General features: G+C 41.4%; 20 protein-coding genes. All 20 read right to left on the reverse strand.

All coding sequences use genetic code 11. The features are described from left to right. Positions 1 to 8 precede the first annotated feature (8 nt). The 20 genes from T356_RS0116955 to T356_RS0117055 all read right to left on the reverse strand — a co-directional run bounded on the left by T356_RS0116955 (position 9) and on the right by T356_RS0117055 (position 22,164). Positions 9 to 1,214: a glycosyltransferase gene (locus tag T356_RS0116955; protein ID WP_026515535.1), complete on the reverse strand. Its 1,206-nt coding sequence runs from the start codon at positions 1,212 to 1,214 to the stop codon at positions 9 to 11. A 49-nt stretch (positions 1,215 to 1,263) separates the two neighbouring features. Further along, the gene (locus tag T356_RS0116960) at positions 1,264 to 3,843 is read right to left on the reverse strand and encodes an ABC transporter permease (RefSeq protein ID WP_026515536.1); all 2,580 of its coding nucleotides are present in this window, start codon (positions 3,841 to 3,843) and stop codon (positions 1,264 to 1,266) included. After that, a complete protein-coding gene (locus T356_RS0116965) occupies positions 3,840 to 4,535 on the reverse strand; it encodes an ABC transporter ATP-binding protein (protein WP_026515537.1) in 696 nt (231 codons plus the stop codon). The genes T356_RS0116960 and T356_RS0116965 overlap by 4 nt, the downstream gene beginning before the upstream one ends. Before the next feature lie 111 nt (positions 4,536 to 4,646). Next, a complete protein-coding gene (locus T356_RS0116970; RefSeq protein ID WP_026515538.1) occupies positions 4,647 to 5,645 on the reverse strand; it encodes a sensor histidine kinase in 999 nt (332 codons plus the stop codon). Between the two features lie 41 nt (positions 5,646 to 5,686). After that, on the reverse strand, positions 5,687 to 6,508 hold the full coding sequence (locus T356_RS0116975) for a response regulator transcription factor (protein ID WP_026515539.1): 822 nt from the start codon (positions 6,506 to 6,508) through the stop codon (positions 5,687 to 5,689). Positions 6,509 to 7,378: 870 nt separating this feature from the next. Continuing rightward, entirely contained in the window at positions 7,379 to 8,137 is a 759-nt protein-coding gene (locus T356_RS20660; protein ID WP_051563525.1) for a MerR family transcriptional regulator, read from the reverse strand. Positions 8,138 to 8,194: 57 nt separating this feature from the next. Continuing rightward, positions 8,195 to 9,358, reverse strand: a complete 1,164-nt coding sequence (locus tag T356_RS0116985; RefSeq protein WP_026515540.1) for an MFS transporter — start codon at positions 9,356 to 9,358, stop codon at positions 8,195 to 8,197. Between the two features lie 6 nt (positions 9,359 to 9,364). Further along, complete coding sequence (locus tag T356_RS0116990) at positions 9,365 to 10,324, reverse strand: hypothetical protein (protein WP_026515541.1); 960 nt, start codon at positions 10,322 to 10,324, stop codon at positions 9,365 to 9,367. Positions 10,325 to 10,581: 257 nt separating this feature from the next. Then, positions 10,582 to 11,424 carry a DUF3431 domain-containing protein gene (locus T356_RS19915; RefSeq protein ID WP_051563526.1) on the reverse strand — a complete coding sequence of 281 codons (843 nt, stop codon included), beginning with the start codon at positions 11,422 to 11,424 and terminating at the stop codon, positions 10,582 to 10,584. A gap of 103 nt (positions 11,425 to 11,527) precedes the next feature. Continuing rightward, complete coding sequence (locus T356_RS0117000; protein ID WP_026515542.1) at positions 11,528 to 12,823, reverse strand: erythromycin esterase family protein; 1,296 nt, start codon at positions 12,821 to 12,823, stop codon at positions 11,528 to 11,530. Then, positions 12,744 to 14,825, reverse strand: coding sequence for an ABC transporter permease (locus T356_RS0117005; protein WP_026515543.1), 2,082 nt, complete (start codon positions 14,823 to 14,825; stop codon positions 12,744 to 12,746). Before T356_RS0117005 ends, T356_RS0117000 begins: the two co-directional genes overlap by 80 nt. Next, a complete protein-coding gene (locus T356_RS0117010; RefSeq protein ID WP_026515544.1) occupies positions 14,818 to 15,585 on the reverse strand; it encodes an ABC transporter ATP-binding protein in 768 nt (255 codons plus the stop codon). Before T356_RS0117010 ends, T356_RS0117005 begins: the two co-directional genes overlap by 8 nt. Positions 15,586 to 15,796: 211 nt before the next feature. Further along, positions 15,797 to 16,711, reverse strand: coding sequence for a sensor histidine kinase (locus T356_RS0117015; protein WP_242846637.1), 915 nt, complete (start codon positions 16,709 to 16,711; stop codon positions 15,797 to 15,799). Then, on the reverse strand, positions 16,704 to 17,378 hold the full coding sequence (locus T356_RS0117020) for a response regulator transcription factor (protein WP_026515546.1): 675 nt from the start codon (positions 17,376 to 17,378) through the stop codon (positions 16,704 to 16,706). Before T356_RS0117020 ends, T356_RS0117015 begins: the two co-directional genes overlap by 8 nt. Next, positions 17,375 to 17,662, reverse strand: coding sequence for an MATE family efflux transporter (locus tag T356_RS21775; RefSeq protein ID WP_334291246.1), 288 nt, complete (start codon positions 17,660 to 17,662; stop codon positions 17,375 to 17,377). Before T356_RS21775 ends, T356_RS0117020 begins: the two co-directional genes overlap by 4 nt. After that, positions 17,551 to 17,847 carry a hypothetical protein gene (locus T356_RS21740; protein WP_026515547.1) on the reverse strand — a complete coding sequence of 99 codons (297 nt, stop codon included), beginning with the start codon at positions 17,845 to 17,847 and terminating at the stop codon, positions 17,551 to 17,553. The genes T356_RS21775 and T356_RS21740 overlap by 112 nt, the downstream gene beginning before the upstream one ends. A gap of 174 nt (positions 17,848 to 18,021) precedes the next feature. Then, the gene (locus T356_RS0117040; protein ID WP_026515548.1) at positions 18,022 to 19,164 is read right to left on the reverse strand and encodes a tyramine oxidase subunit B; all 1,143 of its coding nucleotides are present in this window, start codon (positions 19,162 to 19,164) and stop codon (positions 18,022 to 18,024) included. Continuing rightward, positions 19,161 to 20,600 (reverse strand): APC family permease, encoded by a 1,440-nt coding sequence (locus T356_RS19920; protein ID WP_051563527.1) that lies wholly within the window; start codon positions 20,598 to 20,600, stop codon positions 19,161 to 19,163. Before T356_RS19920 ends, T356_RS0117040 begins: the two co-directional genes overlap by 4 nt. Positions 20,601 to 20,619: 19 nt before the next feature. Further along, complete coding sequence (locus T356_RS0117050) at positions 20,620 to 20,997, reverse strand: P-II family nitrogen regulator (RefSeq protein ID WP_081670574.1); 378 nt, start codon at positions 20,995 to 20,997, stop codon at positions 20,620 to 20,622. Between the two features lie 24 nt (positions 20,998 to 21,021). Continuing rightward, a complete protein-coding gene (locus T356_RS0117055; protein ID WP_330365429.1) occupies positions 21,022 to 22,164 on the reverse strand; it encodes an NAD(P)/FAD-dependent oxidoreductase in 1,143 nt (380 codons plus the stop codon).

Below are 22,164 nucleotides of genomic sequence, written 5' to 3' on the forward strand. Positions count from 1 at the left end.
AGAACCTATTAGCCGTGTAAAATATCTTTAATGCGTCTTACTGCATCATCCAAGCCATTTTCAGCTCTGACCTTTTTGGAAATATCTTCTGCCTTCTCCTTCTTGAAATAATATGATGAATTCATTTCATCAAGTACATCCATAATTGCTCTTTTGCTTACTTTACTCGTCTTTACCATCTTTGTTGCTATCCCGATGTCATTTAACTTAGCTGCATATCTTATTTGTTCGGGCATATACGGAATAGGAATAGATGGAACTCCGTAGACCATAGTTGCAGTACATGTACCGAAACCACAATGGTGGATTACATATCTGGCACGGCTAAACAACCAGCTATGCGGCACATCCCCACAAGACATGATCTTATCAGGAAGTTTGTAATTCGTAGCCAAACTTCTCTGAAAGCCCTGAATGATTGCTTTGGTATCTGTAGCTTCAAATGCCTTGATATACTTATCAAGCTTCTCAACTTCGGCGTCATCTTCATAATTCATTGCGCCAAATGACAATACAACCGCCTTATCACCGGTTTCCATGAATGTCCTGAGTTTTTCATCAGGAACAAAATCCATATCATCTTCATACCAAAAACCTGTTACCACGTTCTTGGCTTCCCAGTAGGGATTTCTGTCATTTACTGTTCTGCTGATCGGCATAAGATTAAGCTTATCAGACATTAGCTCATCAATAAATTTAATTGGTCTGAGACCATATATTTTGCGTAAATTATTATAAGGTTTTATAATTCGGCTGGAGCCGATGTTCTCTAATACTTTCTCAGAAACAGATTGCTGTCTGAGTTTCTCCGGAATTGCATCCTTTTGAATGGTTACGTTTACTGTAGGTATTCCAAGTGCCTGTGCTTCTACGGCGCCTATAAGGCTGTGGCTTACAACTACCAGGTCTCTTCCTTTACATGCATTCAAGATATCATGTGTTGCATCCTGGAAAAAATCGGAAATAAAGTCCAATTCCCTGCCCATACTCATGGGATTGGCGCCATTTCCTCTTATTGCAGCCATTTCTCTCTCAATATTTATATTGGAACCTATGGGAACAAATTTAACTCCCGCCTTTTCGATAAGATCCTTCCAGTAGGGATGTGTACCTAAAATTGTGTCGATTCCGTTTTCTATCAGCTTCCTTGCCAGATAGATATATAGCTGAACATCCCCACGCGTTCCCATTGTAAAAATCGCGACTTTGCTCATTTCAGTTTCCTTTATAAAATATTTAGCCGATAGAACTCGCCCCTCTAAGTTACACAACGTCTTCTTTTAATGCTTCGATAATGCTGTCATCTTTTATCTTATTAAGTCCTAATATCATACTTATGCTGACAACCACAAATACCACTACAACAACCAATACGTATGTCATAATATCAAGGTCAAACGAATATATCTTTTTATCCAATGCTCTGTACATCAGATAGCTCAAAATAACAGAAATCGGCAATCCTGCCATAAGAGCTTTCAGTCCATAGAATACCGTCTCCAAAAAAATCATCTTCTTAAATCCGCCTTGCGCCATCCCAACGGATTTATACATAGCAAATTCTTTTCTCCGGAGAAGTACTCCTGTGGATATCGTATTAACTATATTGGCAACAGCTATGAGAGTAAGTAATACAGTAAATCCATACATAGCCGTCTTCAATATAAGCGTCACAGTCTTCATTACATTTAATGAATCCGTAAGATCGGAACAAGTATAATTATGATACCCGTCTTCTTCCAACATAGCAAATATTTTATCGCTAACTTCCTTACTGTCTTTGGTTACAACACCGAAGTCACAAGTAAGCTCATCTTTCGGAATAAATTCAATATCTTTTGCATAAAATATTGACTCGGGAACATATACTGCCACCGTTCCTTTGGGTACGATTTTAAAAATATAGCTATTTTTATCATACCCTACAAAGTCACTAACTTCAACTGCCGGAGGATTCCCTTCCTCTGCGTCATAAAAAATTCTCTCACCTAATATTCTATCATTAAATATAGGTTCTGTGCCTTCTTCATGAAAATAATTATTCAATAAAACGCCTTTTAAATTATCGCCAAAATATTTATCTTCGGATAATCCGTTCTGTGTCAAAAGAGCTCTGAAATCTTCATCGTCCGTGATACAAAGATATATCATATCTATATCAAGCTCCGAATAAGCAGATGTCAAAAAATCTTTATTCAGTATTTTTTTATTTGCAATCGGAGCGTCCGGCTCTTCTTTGTTTTCTTTATAATTATAAGTTATCATCCCGCAGGAAAATACTTTGTCAACGCCTTCCATATCCGCAAGAGCCTGTCTCAACTTGTCTTTCTCTTCGTAAGAACATGAGACAACAACCTGATACGGCAGTTCGAAATCAAATTTATTGGCTCTTTCGGCTGAATCGCAAAAAAACGTTATTGTAAGAAACATTATAACAGAAACTGCGATAGAAGTCGTGATAATAAATGCCTTAATTCCGTTTCTTTTTATATTTTTATATGCAAGTTCGCCTTCATAGCCAAAAACGGCTCTAATAAGGGGATTTACCTTAAGTTTCTTTGATTTTATCCTGATCGTACCTGTCTGTCTGATGGCATCTACGGGCATGACTTTGGCCGCCTTTATCGCAGGAATAAGCGAAGAGACAAATACTGTTACGGCAGAGAGCCCTACGCTCAGCAAAATAACAAGAGGCGTGCAGACAACGGGTATGCTACCTCTCATTCCCTCCGCGCCTACAATCATATCTGCTTCAAGAATTGCCCTTCCAAGCACAGAAAGCGTGAGCTTCGTTCCCATATATCCTATAAACATACCGATAGGAATCCCCACAACAGCAAGGATAAGCCCTTCAAAAAACACAGAAAACCTCTTTTGCTTTCCTGTCGCGCCTACGCTTGCAAGCATCCCAAGATAGCGCATTTTCTCAGCAAGTGACATCCCAAATGAATTAACCATAAGAATAATCGCAGTCATAACCGCAATAAACAGCGCTGCTCCAAGAACTCTAAAAAATGCTGCAAAACTTGAATTCTTTTTATCAATAGCAAATTTTCCGATAAGATATTCCTGATTAATTTCAATTTTGGCAATCCCATATTCGGCTGCAATCTTCCTTATCTCTTCTGCCGCTGTATGATCGCATTTTTTCAGGCAGATCCTTACTTCCGCATCTTTTTTCTCAGGAAAAAAGCCCTTATCCATTCCTCTTAACATGTCATAGTCCGATGTGGGCCTGTTTTCCGAAATGATAGCGGTTATCCTGCATTGTTCATCGGATATCTTTTCAAATTGTTCGTTTGATCTGTATTCTCCGCCATAATAAATAACTTTCCCATCTTCATCGATATAGTAACGATTTCCCTGTTCAAAAGAGATTGTATCCCCGACATTAAGATCTAATCCGTTCTTTTCAAGATAACTCTTATTTACGGCAACTTCAGATGAATTTACAGGAAGTTCGCCCTCATAGCCGGAGTTTACAACTTCCTTGTAAAAATCCTCATCGGCGTGAAGGATGTTTCCAACAACGAACCTTTCTTCAAGGTCGCTGCTTATCCGAATTCCCGAGATCTTATTATTATTGTCTTTTACTCCCGCCAAAGCGATCCTGTCATCTGCCTTAAGCGCATCCGCCTGTTCCCCAGTCACTTCATAGAAAGCTGCATGAGTGTTGCCCGATGTCTTTATCGAAATGTCCGCTATAAACTCAAAAAAAGAAGCAACACCCATAAATATCGAACTTATAAGTGCAACGGACATTGCAACTCCTATGATCGTTATAACTGTTCTTTTCTTATTTTCCAAAAGATGCTTTAAAGTGAGCTTAGCCATGATATTCATACCGCGCTCACCTCCGCTGTCTTTGAATCCTTAGTGATCCTGCCGTCTTCAATTGTTATGACTCTGTCCGCAGAAAGAGCAATCCTCTCGTCATGAGTGATGATGATGACCGTCTGGTTGTTTTCTCTGTTGAATTTTCTAAGAAGTGAGATAATTTCCCTACTGTTCTCGGAATCAAGATTTCCTGTGGGTTCGTCTGCCAAAAGAAGTGCCGGATTATTCATAAGTGCGCGCCCTATGGAAACTCTCTGCTGCTGTCCGCCTGAGAGCTGGTTCGGAAGATGTTTTAATCTTTTCTCAAGTCCAAGCTTTTTTACCAGATCATTCAAAAGCTCCTTATTAGCTTTTTTCCCATCCAAAAGAAGAGGAAGTGTCATGTTCTCCTCAACGTTCAGTATCGGTATGAGATTGTAGAACTGATAAATAAGACCGATATGTCTTCTTCTGAAGATTGCAAGTTTTCCCTCATCGAGCTTGCCGATGTCTGTACCTGCAATATTTACAACTCCGGATGTCGGAGAATCCACTCCGCCAAGAATATGAAGAAGTGTCGATTTGCCCGATCCCGAAGGACCTACTATCGCAACAAACTCCCCCTGTTCAATGTCAAAAGATATATTTTTAAGTGCGTCAACTCTTGTCTCGCCCTTTCCGTATACCTTGTTAAGATTTCTTATCTCGAGTATTTTCATATAGTCTCCTTTCTCATAAACCTTTATGAGAATAGGTTATCTTACGCAGATTACAATCAAGTGACTTTTATTATTACAGTTTAGTCACTTTGATACCGGCTTTGATTTTTATCAGATGATTGTCTTGTAGAAGCGTATGTCAAACGTAGTTCCGACGCCTTCTGTACTGCTTACACGGATCTCGCCGTGCTGATCTTCGATTATTGCTTTTGAGAGCGCAAGTCCTATGCCCACGCTGTCTTTTCCTGAATTCTTGCCTTTATAAAAGCGCTCAAATATATGAGGAATATCCTCTTTAGCTATGCCGCATCCGGTATCTTTTATAGTTATCCGTGAAAAAAGATTGGTGTCATCCGCTTCAATTTCCAGCGTTCCGCCACTCTCCATGTGCTCGTAGCAATTCTTTATGATGTTCCTTATTGCTTCAAGAGTCCAGTTGATGTCGCAGTTAAGCGTTATATCGGAGGTTACTGCTTTGGTTTCGATGTTTTTAAGTTCCATCTGAATTTCGAAAGGCTTGAGAGCTGATGATATGAGATTTTTTGCCGTGATTTCTGCCTTTTTAAGTTCAATTGTTCCTGCGTCAAGTTTAGACAGCTTAAGAAGCGTCTGTACAAGCCAGTTCATCCTGTCAAGCTGGTTACTCTGCGTTTCAAGGAATTCTTCACGTTTTGCGGGATCATCCTCACTCTTAATAAGGTCATTCATCACCATCATTGATGTGAGCGGCGTTTTGAGCTGATGACTTATATCAGCGATAGAATCGGCAAGCCTGATCTTATCTTTTTTCAAAAGTTCATTCTGATAGCTCAGCATTGATGCTGCCTTGTATATGTTCGTACGAAGTATGGAAACTTCGCCCTCTTCCTGCTCCTGTGTTTCGGGAAGCTTTCCTCCCGCAAGAACAACTGTCAGATACTCGTTAAGCTGCTCCAATGCTTTAAGTCGCTTACTTGTTATATGGGCAAAAAAGGCTGTGAGCACAGCGCCAAAAAATATCGTGATAAGAGCCGGTATGATACCGCCAAAAATAAAGGTACACGCAGCAAAAAGAAGTGTACCTGTCATTCCGAATATTATTAAGTTGTGGAAGTCTTTGTTTTTCAGCATGTCGGGCTCCTGATAGATGTAGCTTTTGGTACATCGTGTCTTTAATTTAGAATATATCCGAGTCCGCGAACCGTCTTGATGATCTGCGGATCTGCGGGGTCATCTTCTATCTTGTCGCGAAGTCTCTTTATATAGACAGTAAGTGTGTTGTCGTTCACAAAATCTCCGCTGACATCCCACATATCCTCAAGAAGACTTTTCCTTGAAAGGACAATGCCTCTGTTGTTGCAGAATGCAAGAAGAAGCCTGTATTCAAGAGCTGTGAGTTCGACAGTTTCTTCTTTTCCGGTGTTCGTGTTCAGCTTTCTGACTTTGGCTTCATTTGTGTATATGGTGATGGTGGCGATTTTTACTGTGGTTGATGGATTTGCAGTGTTTAATGACTCTGCCGCATTTGATGAGATTGCTGTATTCGTGGTGTTTGATGTGTTTGCTGCAAAAGCGCCGTTTTGGGCATTGCCTATTGCAACATTGCCTGTTTGAGCACTATAGTTTTGAGCATTGCTTCTTCTTAGCACGACTCTGATCCTAGCCATGAGCTCGTTCACCCTGAACGGCTTGCAAATATAATCATCCGCACCAAGTTCAAGTCCCATAACTACGTTAACTTCAGCATCTGACGCAGTAAGGAATATCACGGGAACATCACTGTCTTTCTTGATCATCTTGCATACATCATATCCGTTTCCATCCGGAAGGTTAATATCAAGAATTGCAAGATCGTACTTATCGTGTACCCACTCTTTTTGTGCTTCTTCACATGTTTTCACATGCGTCACCACATAGCTTTGCTTCTCAAGCGAGTACGTAAGCCCCACCCCTATCGCATCATCATCTTCCAATAAAAAAATCCTTGTATTCATGCGCACTCCTTGTGCTGCTGTCATCAAATAACTCGACTTTTTACGCAGAATAAATTGTTATTTTGTGAGCCGAAGGAATGAGTCGTACCGGGCGGTACGACGATTGACGACAACGAAACAAATAACAATTTAGGCAAGTAATAAAGTCGACTTATTTGGTGACAGTAGCACTTGTTTCATTTCTCCTATCCACTACTTTATCACAATCGCGTTACGTATGTGAATGTGCAGGCGGAAGTTCTTGCTGAAAAGCAGGTGGATGAATGGCTATAGGGGAAGTGTATTTGCCGTTTCGTAAGTTGACATTCAAGGAATAACCAGTATATGGTTTTACATTCTTCGCTCCAAACTCGCGCATAAATGCGCTCAGACAGATGGAGCGAAAGCAGAATGCAAAACCATATACTGGTTATTCTCTTGAATGTAGCAACTTACTCAAAGGCAAATACACTTCCCCTATAGCCATTCATCCTTTTTTCTTGCAAGATTACAATTCGCACTATGCACCGTATAGTTTCTACGCGATGATTCCGTGCGGTGCATATTCTGGTTTTCACACCGTATAACTTCTACGCAATGATCCTGTGTGGTGCATGTTTCAGTTTTCACACCGTACAACTTCTACGCGATGATTCTGTGTGGTGCTTGTTCCAGTTTTCACACCGTACAGCTTCTACACAATGATTCTGTGTGGTGCTTGTTCCAGTTTTCGCACCGTACAGCTTCTACGCTATGATTCTGTGTGGTGCTTGTTCCAGTTTTCGCACCGTACAGCTTCTACGCTATGATTCTGTGTGGTGCTTGTTCCAGTTTTCGCACCGTACAGCTTCTACACAATGATTCCGTGCGGTGCTCGTTACTTGCCAGAGCTTACAACGGATGATGTGCATAATAATTTGCTATGCATGAACCTATCAGGAGCAAAAACGCTATAATTAGCCCAAGTATAGTCTTTGTTCGCGATGACCAAGAATATTTCTTGCCAAGAAGAATTATGGGAAGTTCTAAAAACGTAGCTCCCAAAATAATTGAAAATACATATTTCACCATACCCTCAAACATGGTTTTTATATTCCAGCCCTCTATTTTGCAATAAATAGCTCCAAAACATCCCAATACTACAATTGTACTTATTACGCACTGTTTCAGATCATATATATTGCCATCTCTGTCGAGCTTCCATCCAAGTCTTGCGGCAAATATTTTCTTCTCTTCATACGCAAGTTCTTTGGCAATATCAAGAAAGGCATTGCCCTTCTTCTCTTCTTCATCAATATAGTTCCAATATATTTCCGGATTAAAAGAATCTATCTCAGGCGAATCGTCTTTTATCTTCTTGCAAAGATTTATTGAGCCCTGCAGCTCTTTCATCTGCTCACGGAGATTTTGAAGAGTGTCTTCAAATACCGAATCGGCCGCTATTGTACCGTCAAAAAGATCCGCGATATCACTCACGGACAGACCTGCCTTGCGGAAAATAATTATCTTCTTTAACTTCTCAACATCTGCATCAGAGTAATCCCTATAGCGGTTACCTTCGCGCTGTGGAGTAATGAGTCCTTCTTTTTCATAAAATCTGATTGTGGCTCTGGAAACTTCCAGAATTTCCTCAACTTCCTTGATTGTCATTTAGGTCGCCTCCTTATGAATTATGCCCTAACTTTAAGCTGTAAAGAAGGTTTACAGTCAAGATTTTTTCCCTGAAACTTTATAAGAATACTCAAGAAGTCCGATATTTAGGAGCGCGAAGATCATGAGGTATATGGGCATGATTCCAATGCCGATGTACTGCTGGAGAATCCCAAAGACGGTGGGCATGAAAGTACTGCCGACGTATGCTGATGACATCTGAAGTCCGATAACGGCGGCGCTGTACTCTTTACCGAATTTCTCAGGCGCCATGTGCTGTATCGAAGGATAGACAGGGCCCATTCCGGTTCCTATGATAACAAAGCCTGCTGCCGCAAGTATGTATCCGTTTACAGGTAGCATGACAATTATTATTCCGATTATCTCTATGGTGATTCCGATTCTGATAAGTAACTTGTCACCGAGCTTGTCGGACACAAAACCTGATATTAGTCTTCCAAGCATAAGTCCCGCAAATATAAGTGAGCCAAAAGATGCGATCAATCCGTCGGAAAGTCCCTCTTTTGTCCCTGCAAAATAGCTCGATGTCCAGAGAAAGCATGTACACTCACCTGAACAGTAAGCATAGAATGCAATAAGCGTAGGAATCACTCCAGGAACAAATATTGTCTTTCTTATCCCTGCCTGATGTACTTCCTCTTCATCGGCCTTGTTATTATTCTGCGCCCATAAGGGTAAAGACAATACTACAATGACCAGGATTGCCGTCTGAATATACGCAGTCCATCTATATCCTTCGTTCCACCTCGCGTATTTGAGCGCAAGCGCCATGATGTTAGGGCTTATTACCGCACCAACTCCATAGAAACAGTGTAAAAAATTCATCACAGACGACGAGTAATTATTTGCCACATAGTGATTTATCGACGCATCAATCGCACCGGCACCAAGTCCGTACGGCAATGCAAAAAGAAACAGGATTGCATATGACGTCGCATAAGAGAATCCGAGCAATCCCACAATTGACAAAAAGATAGAAAAGACCACGATCTTCTTAGTATGAAATCTACTGATAAATCTCGGGCTGAAAAGAGCTGAGATAATAGTCAAAAAAGAGATCGACATTGATACATATCCCGCATAAGACGAAGGTACACCAAATGCCACCTGCATCGTAGGCCATCCCGATCCCAGCAAAGAATCGGGAAGTCCCAGACTTACAAAAATCAAATATATTACTGCCAACAGTAAAGAATACATACTTTTTTATACCTGGTCGTCAACGACACTTCCTTTTATATCATTTGGAACAAGAATAAACTTGTTAAGAATGTTGGTAATCTCGGAATTTACAGCTTCCTGTGCTTCATCAAGAGAGGTCGTATCGGAAATCACTGTCTTCTTGGAAATTTCTTCCGTAATAAGCTGCAACTCTTCCATCTTCTCTTCTTTTTTCTTCTCTTCTATCTTCTTTTCAGCAGCCTCTTTAGCTTCCTCTTTGCGCTCCTTCTCCTCTTCATCAATACGATCAACACCATCCTTGTAAAGAAGAGCTATCGCCTCTTTAACAGAAGCATCCATAATAGTCTCTGCTTCATTCTGCGCATCGAGCATATTATTTGATTTTTCACGCTCGATTCTTACCTGTTCATATATCATGACATTTCTAGTCAGCTCATCCTGTAAATCTGCATTTTTTCTCAGTCTATCTGCAATCTTGTATACAGAATACAATCCCTTACACTGATATTCCGTGAGATTGTGGTATTCCTCCTTAGATAACGGATCTTTATTATTAGCATTGTCCGTTCTGCGATCTTCTCTGGCTATTCCACAGCCATACCCCATCAGTTTCCTATGTTCTTCGCTGTCAGGATCGACATGTAATTCTTCCTGAAGTTTTTTGAGCGTTTCATAGCTCTCCGCAATTTCACGGTTGTTTTCGCCTATTTCATCCGATATCTTTTGTATATTTTCTTTTATGGCTCTTAGCCTTTCGTCAATCTTCATCTCATTGTCAAAAGCATCCGCAACAACTCTGAAAGCCATTTTTCTTGCAAGCTTTCTGCGCTGAACAATAATACTCTCGCCCGTTAATTCCGTACCTGAAATCGATTTTATCGTTCCCTTATCGCTTCCTTTTGAAGTACCGACATCGTTCTTAGAAATATTATCCTGCTTTTGTGCATTAGTAACCTGAACATCCGTGCTCTGCTGAATCTTCATAACATACCTCCTTGTAAGTTATAATCACAAATTGTCTAAAAGTAATATTTCCGAACTCTTTCCTGTTGATAAGCCCACTACCAGCTTTCTATCTTTATATCGGTCAAAATAAAAAAAACTTTAGAAAAACGCTGTTAAAAAACGTTTATCTAAAGTTTTTAGATCATATCCTGAAACTTCCCCCCCGAATAGCTGTAAGCGCAGTCTTTTTGCTGCACTTACAGCTATCGGAGAAGTGGGAAGTCTTAGCCATATCCTTAATCTTCAAGAAATACCGGTGCCTTTGCTCCAAGCATCAGTCTGAATCTCTTAAGTCTAAGGCTGTTCCATGCGCGATAACGCTCTACGCTCTTTTCACATTTTTCGAGCATCTTTGCAAACTCTTCCTCGTCCTCCATCCAGGGATTCACTTCATATCTTGATGTGAATATCCATGGCATAAGTCTCTCGACAAGATACGCCTCGGCGGGAAAGTTCACTTCTTTTCTGTACTCCATGAGAGTATTCAGATTCTTATAAAAGGTCTTTGAGTTTTTTAACACCTGCTCTTTACTGATTATGTAGCATCCGCCCGGGCTAAAGTTGCAATGCCTCGGAACTACGGGATCCTTATATACAAATCTGTAGAAATCATCCATATCATAGAAGTATCTGTACGCATGACTCTGGTTCATATACCATGAACTGTTGAGCTCAATGTATCCCTCCTCAGATAAAAGAGATGCTATTGATTCCCCGTCACCGCCTTTTTTGTACCTCTCCCACATTTTCTTATCCTGATAAAGATAGGTAAACCACTTATTGTCATATACTCTGTCAAAAAATTCTTTGGAAACATGTCTTCCTATTATGTTCCCCTTTAAAAGAGCTATGAAACCGGGGAGATTATCATAATTATCGATAAAATAATGAAAATAACTGGTAAGATTATGTCCCGTATTCTCTACATGTATAAAATTATATCCTGCTGCCTTAAGCTCATCCGGTGTCTTTCCGTCATCTGAACAATCGATTATAAGATGATCGTTACAATATTCAAGCAGTTCGCTTGGCACAGTATTATAATTGTGCACCAGAAAAAAAGTATTTGTCTTTTCCATTTGATCAAACTATTACCCTTCTTCAGAATTTTCGATTAATCATATATAACTTCAATTATAGTCTATAAATATTTGTAAATTATAATAACCATCATATTTTTAGTCAATACTGCGGATTTATTGCTCCTACCTCATAGTAGAATATCATTCCGTCGTAAAGTTCCGTGGGAGCCATATTCACACGATAGCTTGAATGGATAAGATAATACATTCCCATAAATCCTTCTCCGAGTGAGCCCATAGAAACCTTTGAATTAACCATTGTATGGAGCTTTGCGTTGTTTTCAGGTGACAGCGAACCAAAATCCATAAAGAAACGCTTTCCGTCAACATACTTAGCCTGATAAGCTATAGGATCCGCGGTTGTTACGTAGTAGTCTTTGCGCTCATATTCATCGGTAGCCGCGCTGAATACTCTTATATTGGATTTGCCCTTAAAGAAATCCGTTCCGAGGCTGTAGTAAGCATCGCCGTACTTTTCCTTTAAAACGCCGCCCATTGTAACCTTCATAAACGCGCTCTGGCCCTTCTTTGCAATATGTCCGTCGTGGCCTGCGAGCATTATCTTGCCTGAGCCTATCTCTTTTTCAAGATCAAGGATCCAGCTTACATTATCAGCCATTGAAGCGTCCCTAAAATCGCTCATTTCCTGAGAATCCTGCATTCCATAGTCTATTGTGGTACATACATTGTCAGTTACCTTAAGAGCACATATTGTATCAAAGTCGTGATTTTCCCCTGCAGCGTCTTCAACAGCTTTCTTCACCTGAGTCATCTCATTTTTTACCTGTGCACGCTGCTCATCTGTCAAAGGCTCTGTTCTGTTTTCATCAACATAATTGTTTGTAGCCGTAAGGTCTGTTCCTGTTATGCCATTCTTTCCAAGGTAATCTGTAAGGAATTTTATGCCCTGCTCGGGATTTTGCATATCAAAACCGTAAAATCTAAGTCTTTTGTCCTCAGAAACCGAAGAATTGTACTGTCTCATCCACTCAAGAATGTTTGCCATTTCTTCAGTGTGATAGATCACAAAACTCATGTTGTTTACTATCTCTCTTGCATCGCCGTCGCCGCCCTGAACATAAGCATTTGCAGCAAGGCAGTCGCCGAAATCCGCTTCTACCACGATCGCACGATAGTCTTTCTTTTCCACAAGCATCTTTAATACTTCAAGCTTGGACTTCTGAAACTCTTTGCTTCCGTGGCTTGCTTCTCCAAGTCCCACAATCTGAACATTATCCGGAATCTCGATTTGCTCAAAAGGAACCGCCGCCTCGACAACTTCCTTAATCTTGTGACTTGCAAGTACAGTCTTATAATTAAGCCCTATTCCCAGCGCCGCACTGATTATAACTATTATTACCAACAAAACTTTCGCGATTTTCTTTAATACTTTCATTATTCTTTTTCTCCCCATAAACTATGTTGTAGTATTGCTTTGAAGTAATTCTGTAAACAAGGGCATATACCCCAAGGAACACAAGGCTGACGATCGCAACCGCCATATTAAATGTAAAAGTGTCCACTATAAGGATTGCTGCCATAAAGAGTCTTAAAATATTGCTTGCAAATATTATATGAATGATTGCTGTGCATACAGGTAAAAAGAACATTAGCATTACCTGACTCTTTATTACTCCTCTTGCTTCTTTATCTGAAAGTCCTGCATTTGACAGGATCTCAAATCTCTTTTTATCTTCCATACCCTCAGACATCTGCTTGTAAAAAATGATCATTACCGTTGCGATAAGGAACAATGCCGCAAGGAAGATTCCAACAAAGAATGTTCCGCCGTAGAGGCTGTAGAAAGAGCTTCTTTCTTCCTCTTTGTATCTGCACATAACGGTTCCAAGCTTTCCGCTTAATGTATCTCTTACAGTCTGAAGCTGCTCATCACTTATATCATCTTTTGCATTGAAGCCGATGTAGAACAGATCTTCACCGAGTTCTTCGCTGTTACAATCTGCAAGCATTGCAGATTTCTCATTGTTATCCGCAACGACCATAACCTCTTTACCAAAAAGCCTCATTGATGAATCAAAAAACTCTTCAAGACCGCTCTCATCAATACTCTTTTTTACACTGTACTCATTACCGAATATCTTGATCTTATCGCCGTCTTTGACATCATCTGCCGAACTGTAACGATATATCTCGCCTGGCGCAAGGCTCGCCTGCTTTCCTGTATAAAGTTCATACTGCTCTGCTGTAACAATATAGATACTGCGAAGCTTGGTAAAATCAAATGAATCGTTTGGATGAACAGAAAGTCCATCATCCTCTACATCACAAACATCCATATAAAAGCTTACCGATGATCTGTCCTGAGCAGTGATACCCACTGTCTTAAGTACCTCATCAACCGCATTATCGGCGTCACTTAAAGAACAATTTTCATTTACAACTCCGCGAACCATCACATCTTTTGGGAACATGGAATCAATATTCTGTTCGCCTAGCATCATAAGTGATGTAGAGCAAACAAGGAGTAATATTACAGCCGTAGAAAGAATGCAGATTGAAGCAAGTCCCGCAGCGTTGTGTTTCATTCTGAACATCAGGTTTGAAATACTGATAAAATGCTTTGTCTTGTAATAATAGTTCTTGTTCTTTTTTAGCATTTTAAGAACAAAGATAGTTCCCGCAATAAAGAGGGCATATGTTCCCAAAGTTACAAAAATGATAGCGATGAAAAGACTGTTTAACGCCACCATGGTGTTATCTGCAATAACAGCCAGGAAATAACCACACGCAATCGCCAATACTCCGATGATAAGAAGCGGATATTTTACCTTTGGCTCTTTCTCACCTATATTCTCGCTTTTAAGAATTGTGATAGGGTTCCCAAGTCTTACCGTAAGCACATTGTAGATAAAGCATACTGCGTAGATAATCGAAAAGAATACTGCCGTAAGAATCGTTGCTCTGAGAGAAAAATCCATTCCCTTTACCATCGGCTGTCTGATTATCCTGTAAAGCAGAAGAACCATGAGCTTATTAAGAAAAGTTCCTGCGAGTATTCCGCCTACGATAGCAGATGCGCTCATAATAAGGTTCTCGATAAAGAGAACAAAAGAAACATCCTTTTTGCTAAGTCCGAGTACTCCGTAAAGTCCGATCTCTTTTTTGCGACCTTTCATAACAAACTGATTGCCGTAAAGGATAAATATTACCGAGAATATACCTACCGCAATACTTCCGATTCCCATGAAAAGAACTATGTAATCCGCTCCATAAAAAGCAGTTTTTCCGTTATTAACAAGAAACTTACTGTCGATCAGCGACTGTAAGATGTGAAATACCATAACTGTAATGGCACTTACCAAAACATAAGGAAGCACAGCTTTTTTATTATTCTTAAGTCCCGTAAAAGCAAGTTTTGAAAGCAAATTGTTATTCACTGTCCTCTCCTCCTCTCATGAGCACTGTAACTGCATCGCAGATCTTATCAAGCATTTCGCTTCTCTTGAGGTTTCCTCTGTAGATCTGGTGGAACACTTCGCCGTCTCTTATGAACATAACTCTGTCTGCATAGCTTGCCGCAACATTACTGTGAGTTACCATAAGGATTGTCTGTCCGCTCTTGTGGATGTCACGAAGCTGGTGCATTAGGTTTGTAGCTGCCTTTGAATCAAGCGCTCCTGTGGGTTCATCTGCAAGGAGTATCTGAGGTTTGGTAATAAGTGCTCTTGCAACTGCTGTTCTCTGCTTCTGTCCGCCCGAAACTTCATAAGGATATTTGTGAATTAGATCCGCAATTCCAAGCTCTTTTACAAGAGGTGCAACCTTATCGTCCATTGTTCTGTGGTCTTCGCCTGCAAGAACAAGCGGAAGCTTTATATTGTCCTCGATTGTGAAATTATCAAGGAGATTGAAATCCTGGAAGATAAATCCAAGGTTGTTTCTTCTCATAATCGCTCTCTCGTTGTCTTTTAGCGCCGAGAAGTCCTTTCCGTTAACCAGTACTTTGCCGGCTGTTGGAACATCAAGGCTTGCAAGGATATTCAAAAGAGTTGTCTTACCGCTTCCGGACTCGCCCATGATTGCTACGAACTCGCCCTTCTCTACGCTGAAATGCACATCCTTAAGCGCTGTGACTGAATCTATTCCCATTTTTGTCTTGTATACCTTTTTTACGTGCTCAACTTCAAGTACTGCCATTTTATTATCCTCCGTAGTTGTATTTATTCCCATCCAATTGCTTTATTATGATATACGAATTGCTCCATAACTATCGTCATTCCCGCAATTCTATAGCCAACACACTTTTGAAACCTATATCATAATAACAAAAAGGGAAATGCAATACCTTTTCATTGGCTTACATTTCCCACTGCTAATCTTACGTTTATGTAAGTTAAGCGATATTTCTTCAGATATACTTTGAATCCCGCGCATTTACCGTTTCTTTTCGGACCGTGATTATGACATCGCATCCCTTGCCAAGCTCAGACTCTATGCGTATTCTGTGGCCGAGCTTATTGCACACGCCTTTGCATAAATACAGCCCAATCCCGCTTGCCTTCTTATCTACACGGCCGTTGTAGCCGGTATAGCCTTTTTCAAAGACTCTCGGAAGATCATCGCTCTTTATTCCGACGCCGCTGTCGCTTACAACGATCTCTTTTCCCTCATCCGTATCACGGGAAAAAATCTTGATGCCGCCCTCTTTGGTGTATTTAAGCGCATTTGACAAAACCTGTTCAAGGACAAAAGAAAACCACTTATCATCCGTAAGTATATCGCAGTCAAGGTTATTAAGCTCAACCGAAAGATGCCGGAAGATAAAGACTGTCGAAAACTTTTTTACCGTCTGCTTTACAAGCGGCTCAAGACTGCACTTCTCAAGAACAAGGTCACCCGACATCTCTTCGAATCTCAAGTAGTTAAGCGCCATCTCAACATAATTTTCTATTTTAAAGAGCTCGCTCTTACATTCATAAGTATTTGGAGCTTCATCCTCAAAAAGGAGCTTGAGCGCTGCGATAGGCGTCTTTATCTGATGCGCCCAGAGTGCGAAGAAATCCTCTTTTTCTCTTACTTTCTCCCACCTCATCTTATCTTTTTCCTGCTCGATGTCGCGCTCACCGCCAATCCCCGTCGTATCAACATTGGGCTTACGGTTAACGATTGCAGCAATTACTGTTATTATCAGGGCAAAAGATATTTCATAGAAAATGAATTCAGTCTCAATATTATAGAGAACTCCAATTCCCCATACTGCAAGCATATATATGAGATTTGCCACAAAATAAATTCGGTTGTTCTCCCAGATTTTTTTAATCACCAACGATGTACCCCAGTCCTCTCTTAGTTGTGATAAAACCTTCAGTGCCCGCTCCTTCAAGCTTCTTGCGGATTCTCGTAATATTGACGGTCAGTGTGTTGTCATCGACAAACTCCTCCGCGCCCCAAAGTCTTTCCATTATGCTCTCTCTCGATACGACTTTGCCGGGCTGTTCCATAAGTGTCTTTAAGATCAGATACTCATTCTTTGTAAGCTCAAGCCTGTTGTCACCTGCAGAAACGGAAGTATCATCGAGATTAAGGCGCACATTTTTTACCTCAAGCTCATGTACCGAAATGCTCTCTCCGTAGCTCCTTCTAAGAACTGCCTGAATCTTGGCTGTAAGAACCTGGAGGTCGAAGGGCTTTGATATAAAGTCGTCGGCTCCCATATTCATCGCCATTACTATATTCATGTTCTCATCCGCAGATGATAAGAATACGATGGGGACCTGCGAAACCTTCCTGATCTCACCGCACCAGTAGAATCCGTTGTAGGCAGGAAGCTTTAAGTCCATAAGCACAATGTCAGGCTTAAATTCCTCAAATTCTGCCATGATATTCTGAAAATCCTCTGCTGCCTTTGCTTTCATCTGCCAGGTCTCAAGGTGTTTTGCAACCTGACTTGCTATTATCTCATCATCCTCAACGATAAAAACTTTTTTCATAATTCTTTTTTCCTTCTCATGAACATTAGATATCCAAAGCACAATGCTATCTGTACTATTGTAGAGCAAGGTGTTGCAAGCCCGATGCGGAAAAGAGTCACGGGCTCAAACTTACTCATAATAAATGAAAACGGAACACGAATCGCAAATGCGCCTATGATTCCCTGCACCATTACAAACCTTGTATGTCCCATTCCGTTAAAAAAGCCGATAAAGCAGAACAAGAAACATGTAAACAGACAGTCGATCGCATAAGCTCTAAGATAATCCGCCGCAGCAAGAATGACATCGTGATCGTTCGAAAAGATAGATGCCGGAAGGTCTCCGCGGAACCTGCGAACTTACCTACAACAAGAAGATCGACCGCGCCGTACATTGCCTGCAAAAACAGAGCCATCAGAACGGGGCCTGCAAATTTTAAAAGGGGTGCTACTATTTTCCCTTCGGTAAAATCAATATTCTTTTCCATATTTATCCTTATCTTTGCATATAAAATCTAAACTCAAAACACATATATTATATTTAATTGCCACAGGCGATTCAACAAACGCGCAGTTCACATTTATGGAAAAAAGAGCCATCCTCTTATTGGGATGACTCTTTGTGTACCGAATTATTTTGTTATTTATTATTGCAATTATTATCAGAAAAGATAAGGCTGCTCCCACAAGTTAAGCTTTGTTCCGATACCGAGTTCAAGTGCCTTTTCATAGCACTTTTTGCCCCAGGCAACGTCCTCTACAGGCATTCCGCCTACAGAATAGATAATAACCTCATCGTCCGATTTTCTTCCTTCTTCCTTTCCTGCAAGGATAGCTCCGAGGTTTATGATCTTGTCCTTTGTGAGTTTACCGTCGTGAACAAGGTCAAGCCACAGACAACCGGGAATATAGATTTGGTTGTATGTCGGGTAAGGGTACTCTTCTGCCCATGCCTCATAGAGTTTAATGTTATCACATACAAGTTTTGCTTTGCCGCTGCAGATATACTCATCGGAGAAGTCGCAGGAACCGGGAACGCAGAACAGTGCACCTGGCTTGATCCACTCTTCTTCTACAAAAGGATACTGACTTCTGTCCATACCCATTGATGTTGAAGTCGCAAAGCTGAGGATATCAGAATCTCTTACGCACTCCTCAAGAGTATCCACTACTTTGATAGTTGTGAACTGAGGCAGGTGCTCTTTTACAAAAGATATACATCTGTCAATCGAAGCTTTGCCCCTGCCTTTGATCTTGAGTGTATCAAGTGTCGGTCTTAAAGCCGCGAATGTCTCTATAGCCGTGATATTGATAACGCCGGGGCCTACAATTCCAAGTACTTTGGCATCCTTAACAGCGAGGTTTTTTACGCCCGCTCCGGGGATACCGGATGTACGATAGGCTGAGAGAAGGTTGGCAGACATAAGAGACAGCGGAGCGCCCGTATCCTTGTCATTTAGCATCACCATAAGGATAGACCTCGGAAGTCCTTTTTCTCTGTTCTCAACGTTTGAGCCATACCACTTCATTCCTGCCATGGCCGTCTCACCGCCCACATAAGCCGGCATCGCCATGAATCTTCTGTCGGGGCCGCTTTTTGGCATGTTGGGGAAAATAGGATTGTCAGGGAAAGTAATCATTGTTCCGTGAGAGTTTCCGTTTTCTCCGCCCATCAGGTAATCTCCTTTATCGAGAGTTACCAGAAGTTCCTCCATACATGATGTACAACTTACCACATCATTTACACCTGCCTTGATCATGTCAGGCTCACTTAAATATAAAAGATCTAATTTTGTATCACTCATACTGCTTTCCTCCTATTCGCCTTTTTATCTATTTCATCAAGTCCTTTACGGCTATGAAATCTAAAGTACAATTCGTTCTCCATCGCCATTACTTCCTTTATCGGATATGGCTTGAAGAGCGGTCTGTTTATTCTGAATTTGACCCATGTGAATGAGTAAACCGCAAGTGCCGCCATGGTTATCAGCACAACTCTGTAAAGTGAGAGCTTTACATCCCACGAAGGGTCAATGTTGTAGATCATATATGCAGATCCTGCAATTCCAAGTATCGGAACGAGATATCCGCCCGGTGTTTTAAAGTTTCTTGGCGCCGCGGGGAGTCTTTTTCTCAAAAGGATCACGTTTATATTTGAAACAATGTAGCTTATAAGCCAAAGCACCGCCAAAACCGAGATCATATATGAGATAGAATCTGTCGATGAAAGTCCCGTGATATTAAGCACCAGAAATATCGAAGCTTCAAGCAGGATCCCTATGTAAGGTGCGCCCTTTGAATTTTTCTTTTGAAAAAATTCGGGAAGAAGGCCGATCTTGGACATTCCCATAAGGATGTATGCGAGCGAGCCCATTATCGTATTTACGGAACTTATTGCTGCCAAAAGTGTGATGATCAGCATCCAGTATCTTCCCATCGGTCCCAAAAGAGCCATTCCGTACAGCATCTGCGGTGTCGTGCTTCCCGTCATATCTTCCCATGCGGTGTAGTTCTTAAATCCGAGTGTCAAAAATGTCTGCATCGCCAAAATGATCAGCATGCTAAGCACCATTCCGAGGGGGATATCTCTTTTTGCATTCTTACAACTCTTGTTGAGAGGGATTACGTATTCGCCTCCGACAAACAGGAAGAACGCAAGTCCGCACAATCCGGTAACACTCTTAAAATCTGTTGCAAGCGCCGCGGGCTGTTCGATAACCTCTCCTGTTCCGATTCCAAGAGCTCCGAGAACACCCATTGCAGCCAGTGAAAAGATAAGTGCATAGGCCACAAAATCCTGAACCTTGATAAACACATCGACGCCGTTTAGATTCGTAATTGCCAAAAAAGCTATAAGCACCAGCGAGAACACCCAAGCCGGAAGTCCCAGTCCCGCGAACATCTCCGCAAAGGTATTTCCGAAAACAGCTCCTTCAACGGATCCCGCAAGCGAGTTGCAGAGAAGATATCCGCCCACCATACAGATGATGGTGATAAAAGGTCCGACACAAGCAAGTGAAAACTGTGCAAGTCCGCCCGTTAAGTCGGGCATCATCGAGTTTAATTCAGCAATTGACAATAAAGTAAATATGTTTACGCAACACGCGATTATCATAGTTATTATGAAAGGAGTTCCTATGCTGCCCGCACCAATGCCAAGGGTTAAAAGACAACTTGATGCCACCACGAGTCCTACTCCCGTTGCTATGACACTACCCAAACCAATCTTTTTATCATTCATAGGCAACAAGCCTCCTTTCTCAATCCAGTGCGCCCTCTTTCAGCGCATCCATTCCTTCTTCACCGGTCCTTACCCTTACCGCATTTGTAACCGGAGTAACAAAAATCTTTCCGTCACCTATGTGACCTGTGTAAAGTGATTTCTCCACAAAATCCAAAAAGCCGTCGACTTCTCTTGAAGGGAGCACAACCATCACAACCTGCTTGGACAAAAGTTGAGGTGTTGTATTTTTTTCTGCTTCATATTCCTGTGTTCCAAGCTGGACACCGCATCCTTTGGCTTCGTAAATAGTCATTCCGGTAATACCGAACTTACCGAAGTTCTTTGTAAGCTCTGCAACCTTGGCTTCTTTTGTGATAATCTCAACTTTTGATAATTCTTCGATCGCAACTTTCATAATATGTGCCTCCTTTTTTACTACTTATATTTTGGCTTTGAATCTACCGTATCGTAGCCCCGATATATCCACTGCCGTCTTTCCTTCATCTATAAGCATTGCCAGCTGCTCTCCGACAGCCGGTGCTATTCCAAATCCATGTCCCGAAAAGGCACATGCTACAACGAGTCCCGGAACTTCATCGACAAATCCAAGTACCGGTACGCCGTCCTGACAGATATCAAGGTATCCTGCCCAGGTTCTTACGATCTTGGCATCCTCAAGTGCAGGGAAGTATTTCATGATTCCTCTGCATATGCACGGTGCCGTTATCGCCGCATTACTCGGTGAATTTACAGGTCCGCAGTCTTTGTTATTAAGCTCAAGTCCCGACATTCCGCCAAATACGAATGATCCGTGATCTGCCTGATGTCCGTAGAAATCTGCCTCTGCGGTACCGAGCATCTGGTTGAACATATGAGGTTCAGCCTCGGTCACAAGGCACTCACACAGTTCCTTGTGCATCGGAACGTCAACTCCTATCGTTCCGAGAATCTCTCTTGATTCGTAACCTGCAGCTACAACTACGAACTCTCCTTCATATTCATTCTCTTTTGTATAAACTTTGCGAAGGCGTCCTTTTACTTTTCTAAGTCTCTCAACCTTTTCACCTGTGATAAATCTAACGCCCATCTCTCTTGCCTTTTTGTAAAAAGCAAGTGTTGTGACCATCGGGTTTGCATGTCCGTCTGTAGGACACCAGCTTGCTCCTATAACTTCATCAGAAAGGTAAGGATTGATCTCTTTTACCTCATCAGAATCAATCATTCTGACATCAAGTCCGCAAGCTACCGCTCTATCTGTAAGTCCCTGCAAGATCTTGAGGTGCTCGGGTGTCTTGCCAAGACGAAGATTTCCTTCTTTGTGATATTCACAGTTAACTCCGAGCTCTTCCGAAAGTGTCGGCCACAGCTCTTTTATTCCGTACATCGCAAGCGGAAGTTCCCTTGGGTCTCTTCCTGACTGTCTTACACCACCGCCGTTTCTGGATGAGCCACCGTTTCCGATATTATCGCTTCCCTCCAGAACAATTACGCTTTTTCCACGTTTACTCAGATAATAACTAATGGCACAACCGATGATTCCGGCACCGACAATTACTACATCCGCTTTATTTTCCATTACCAT

The organism is Butyrivibrio sp. LB2008 (assembly GCF_000621565.1).
Lineage (GTDB): Bacteria > Bacillota > Clostridia > Lachnospirales > Lachnospiraceae > Butyrivibrio.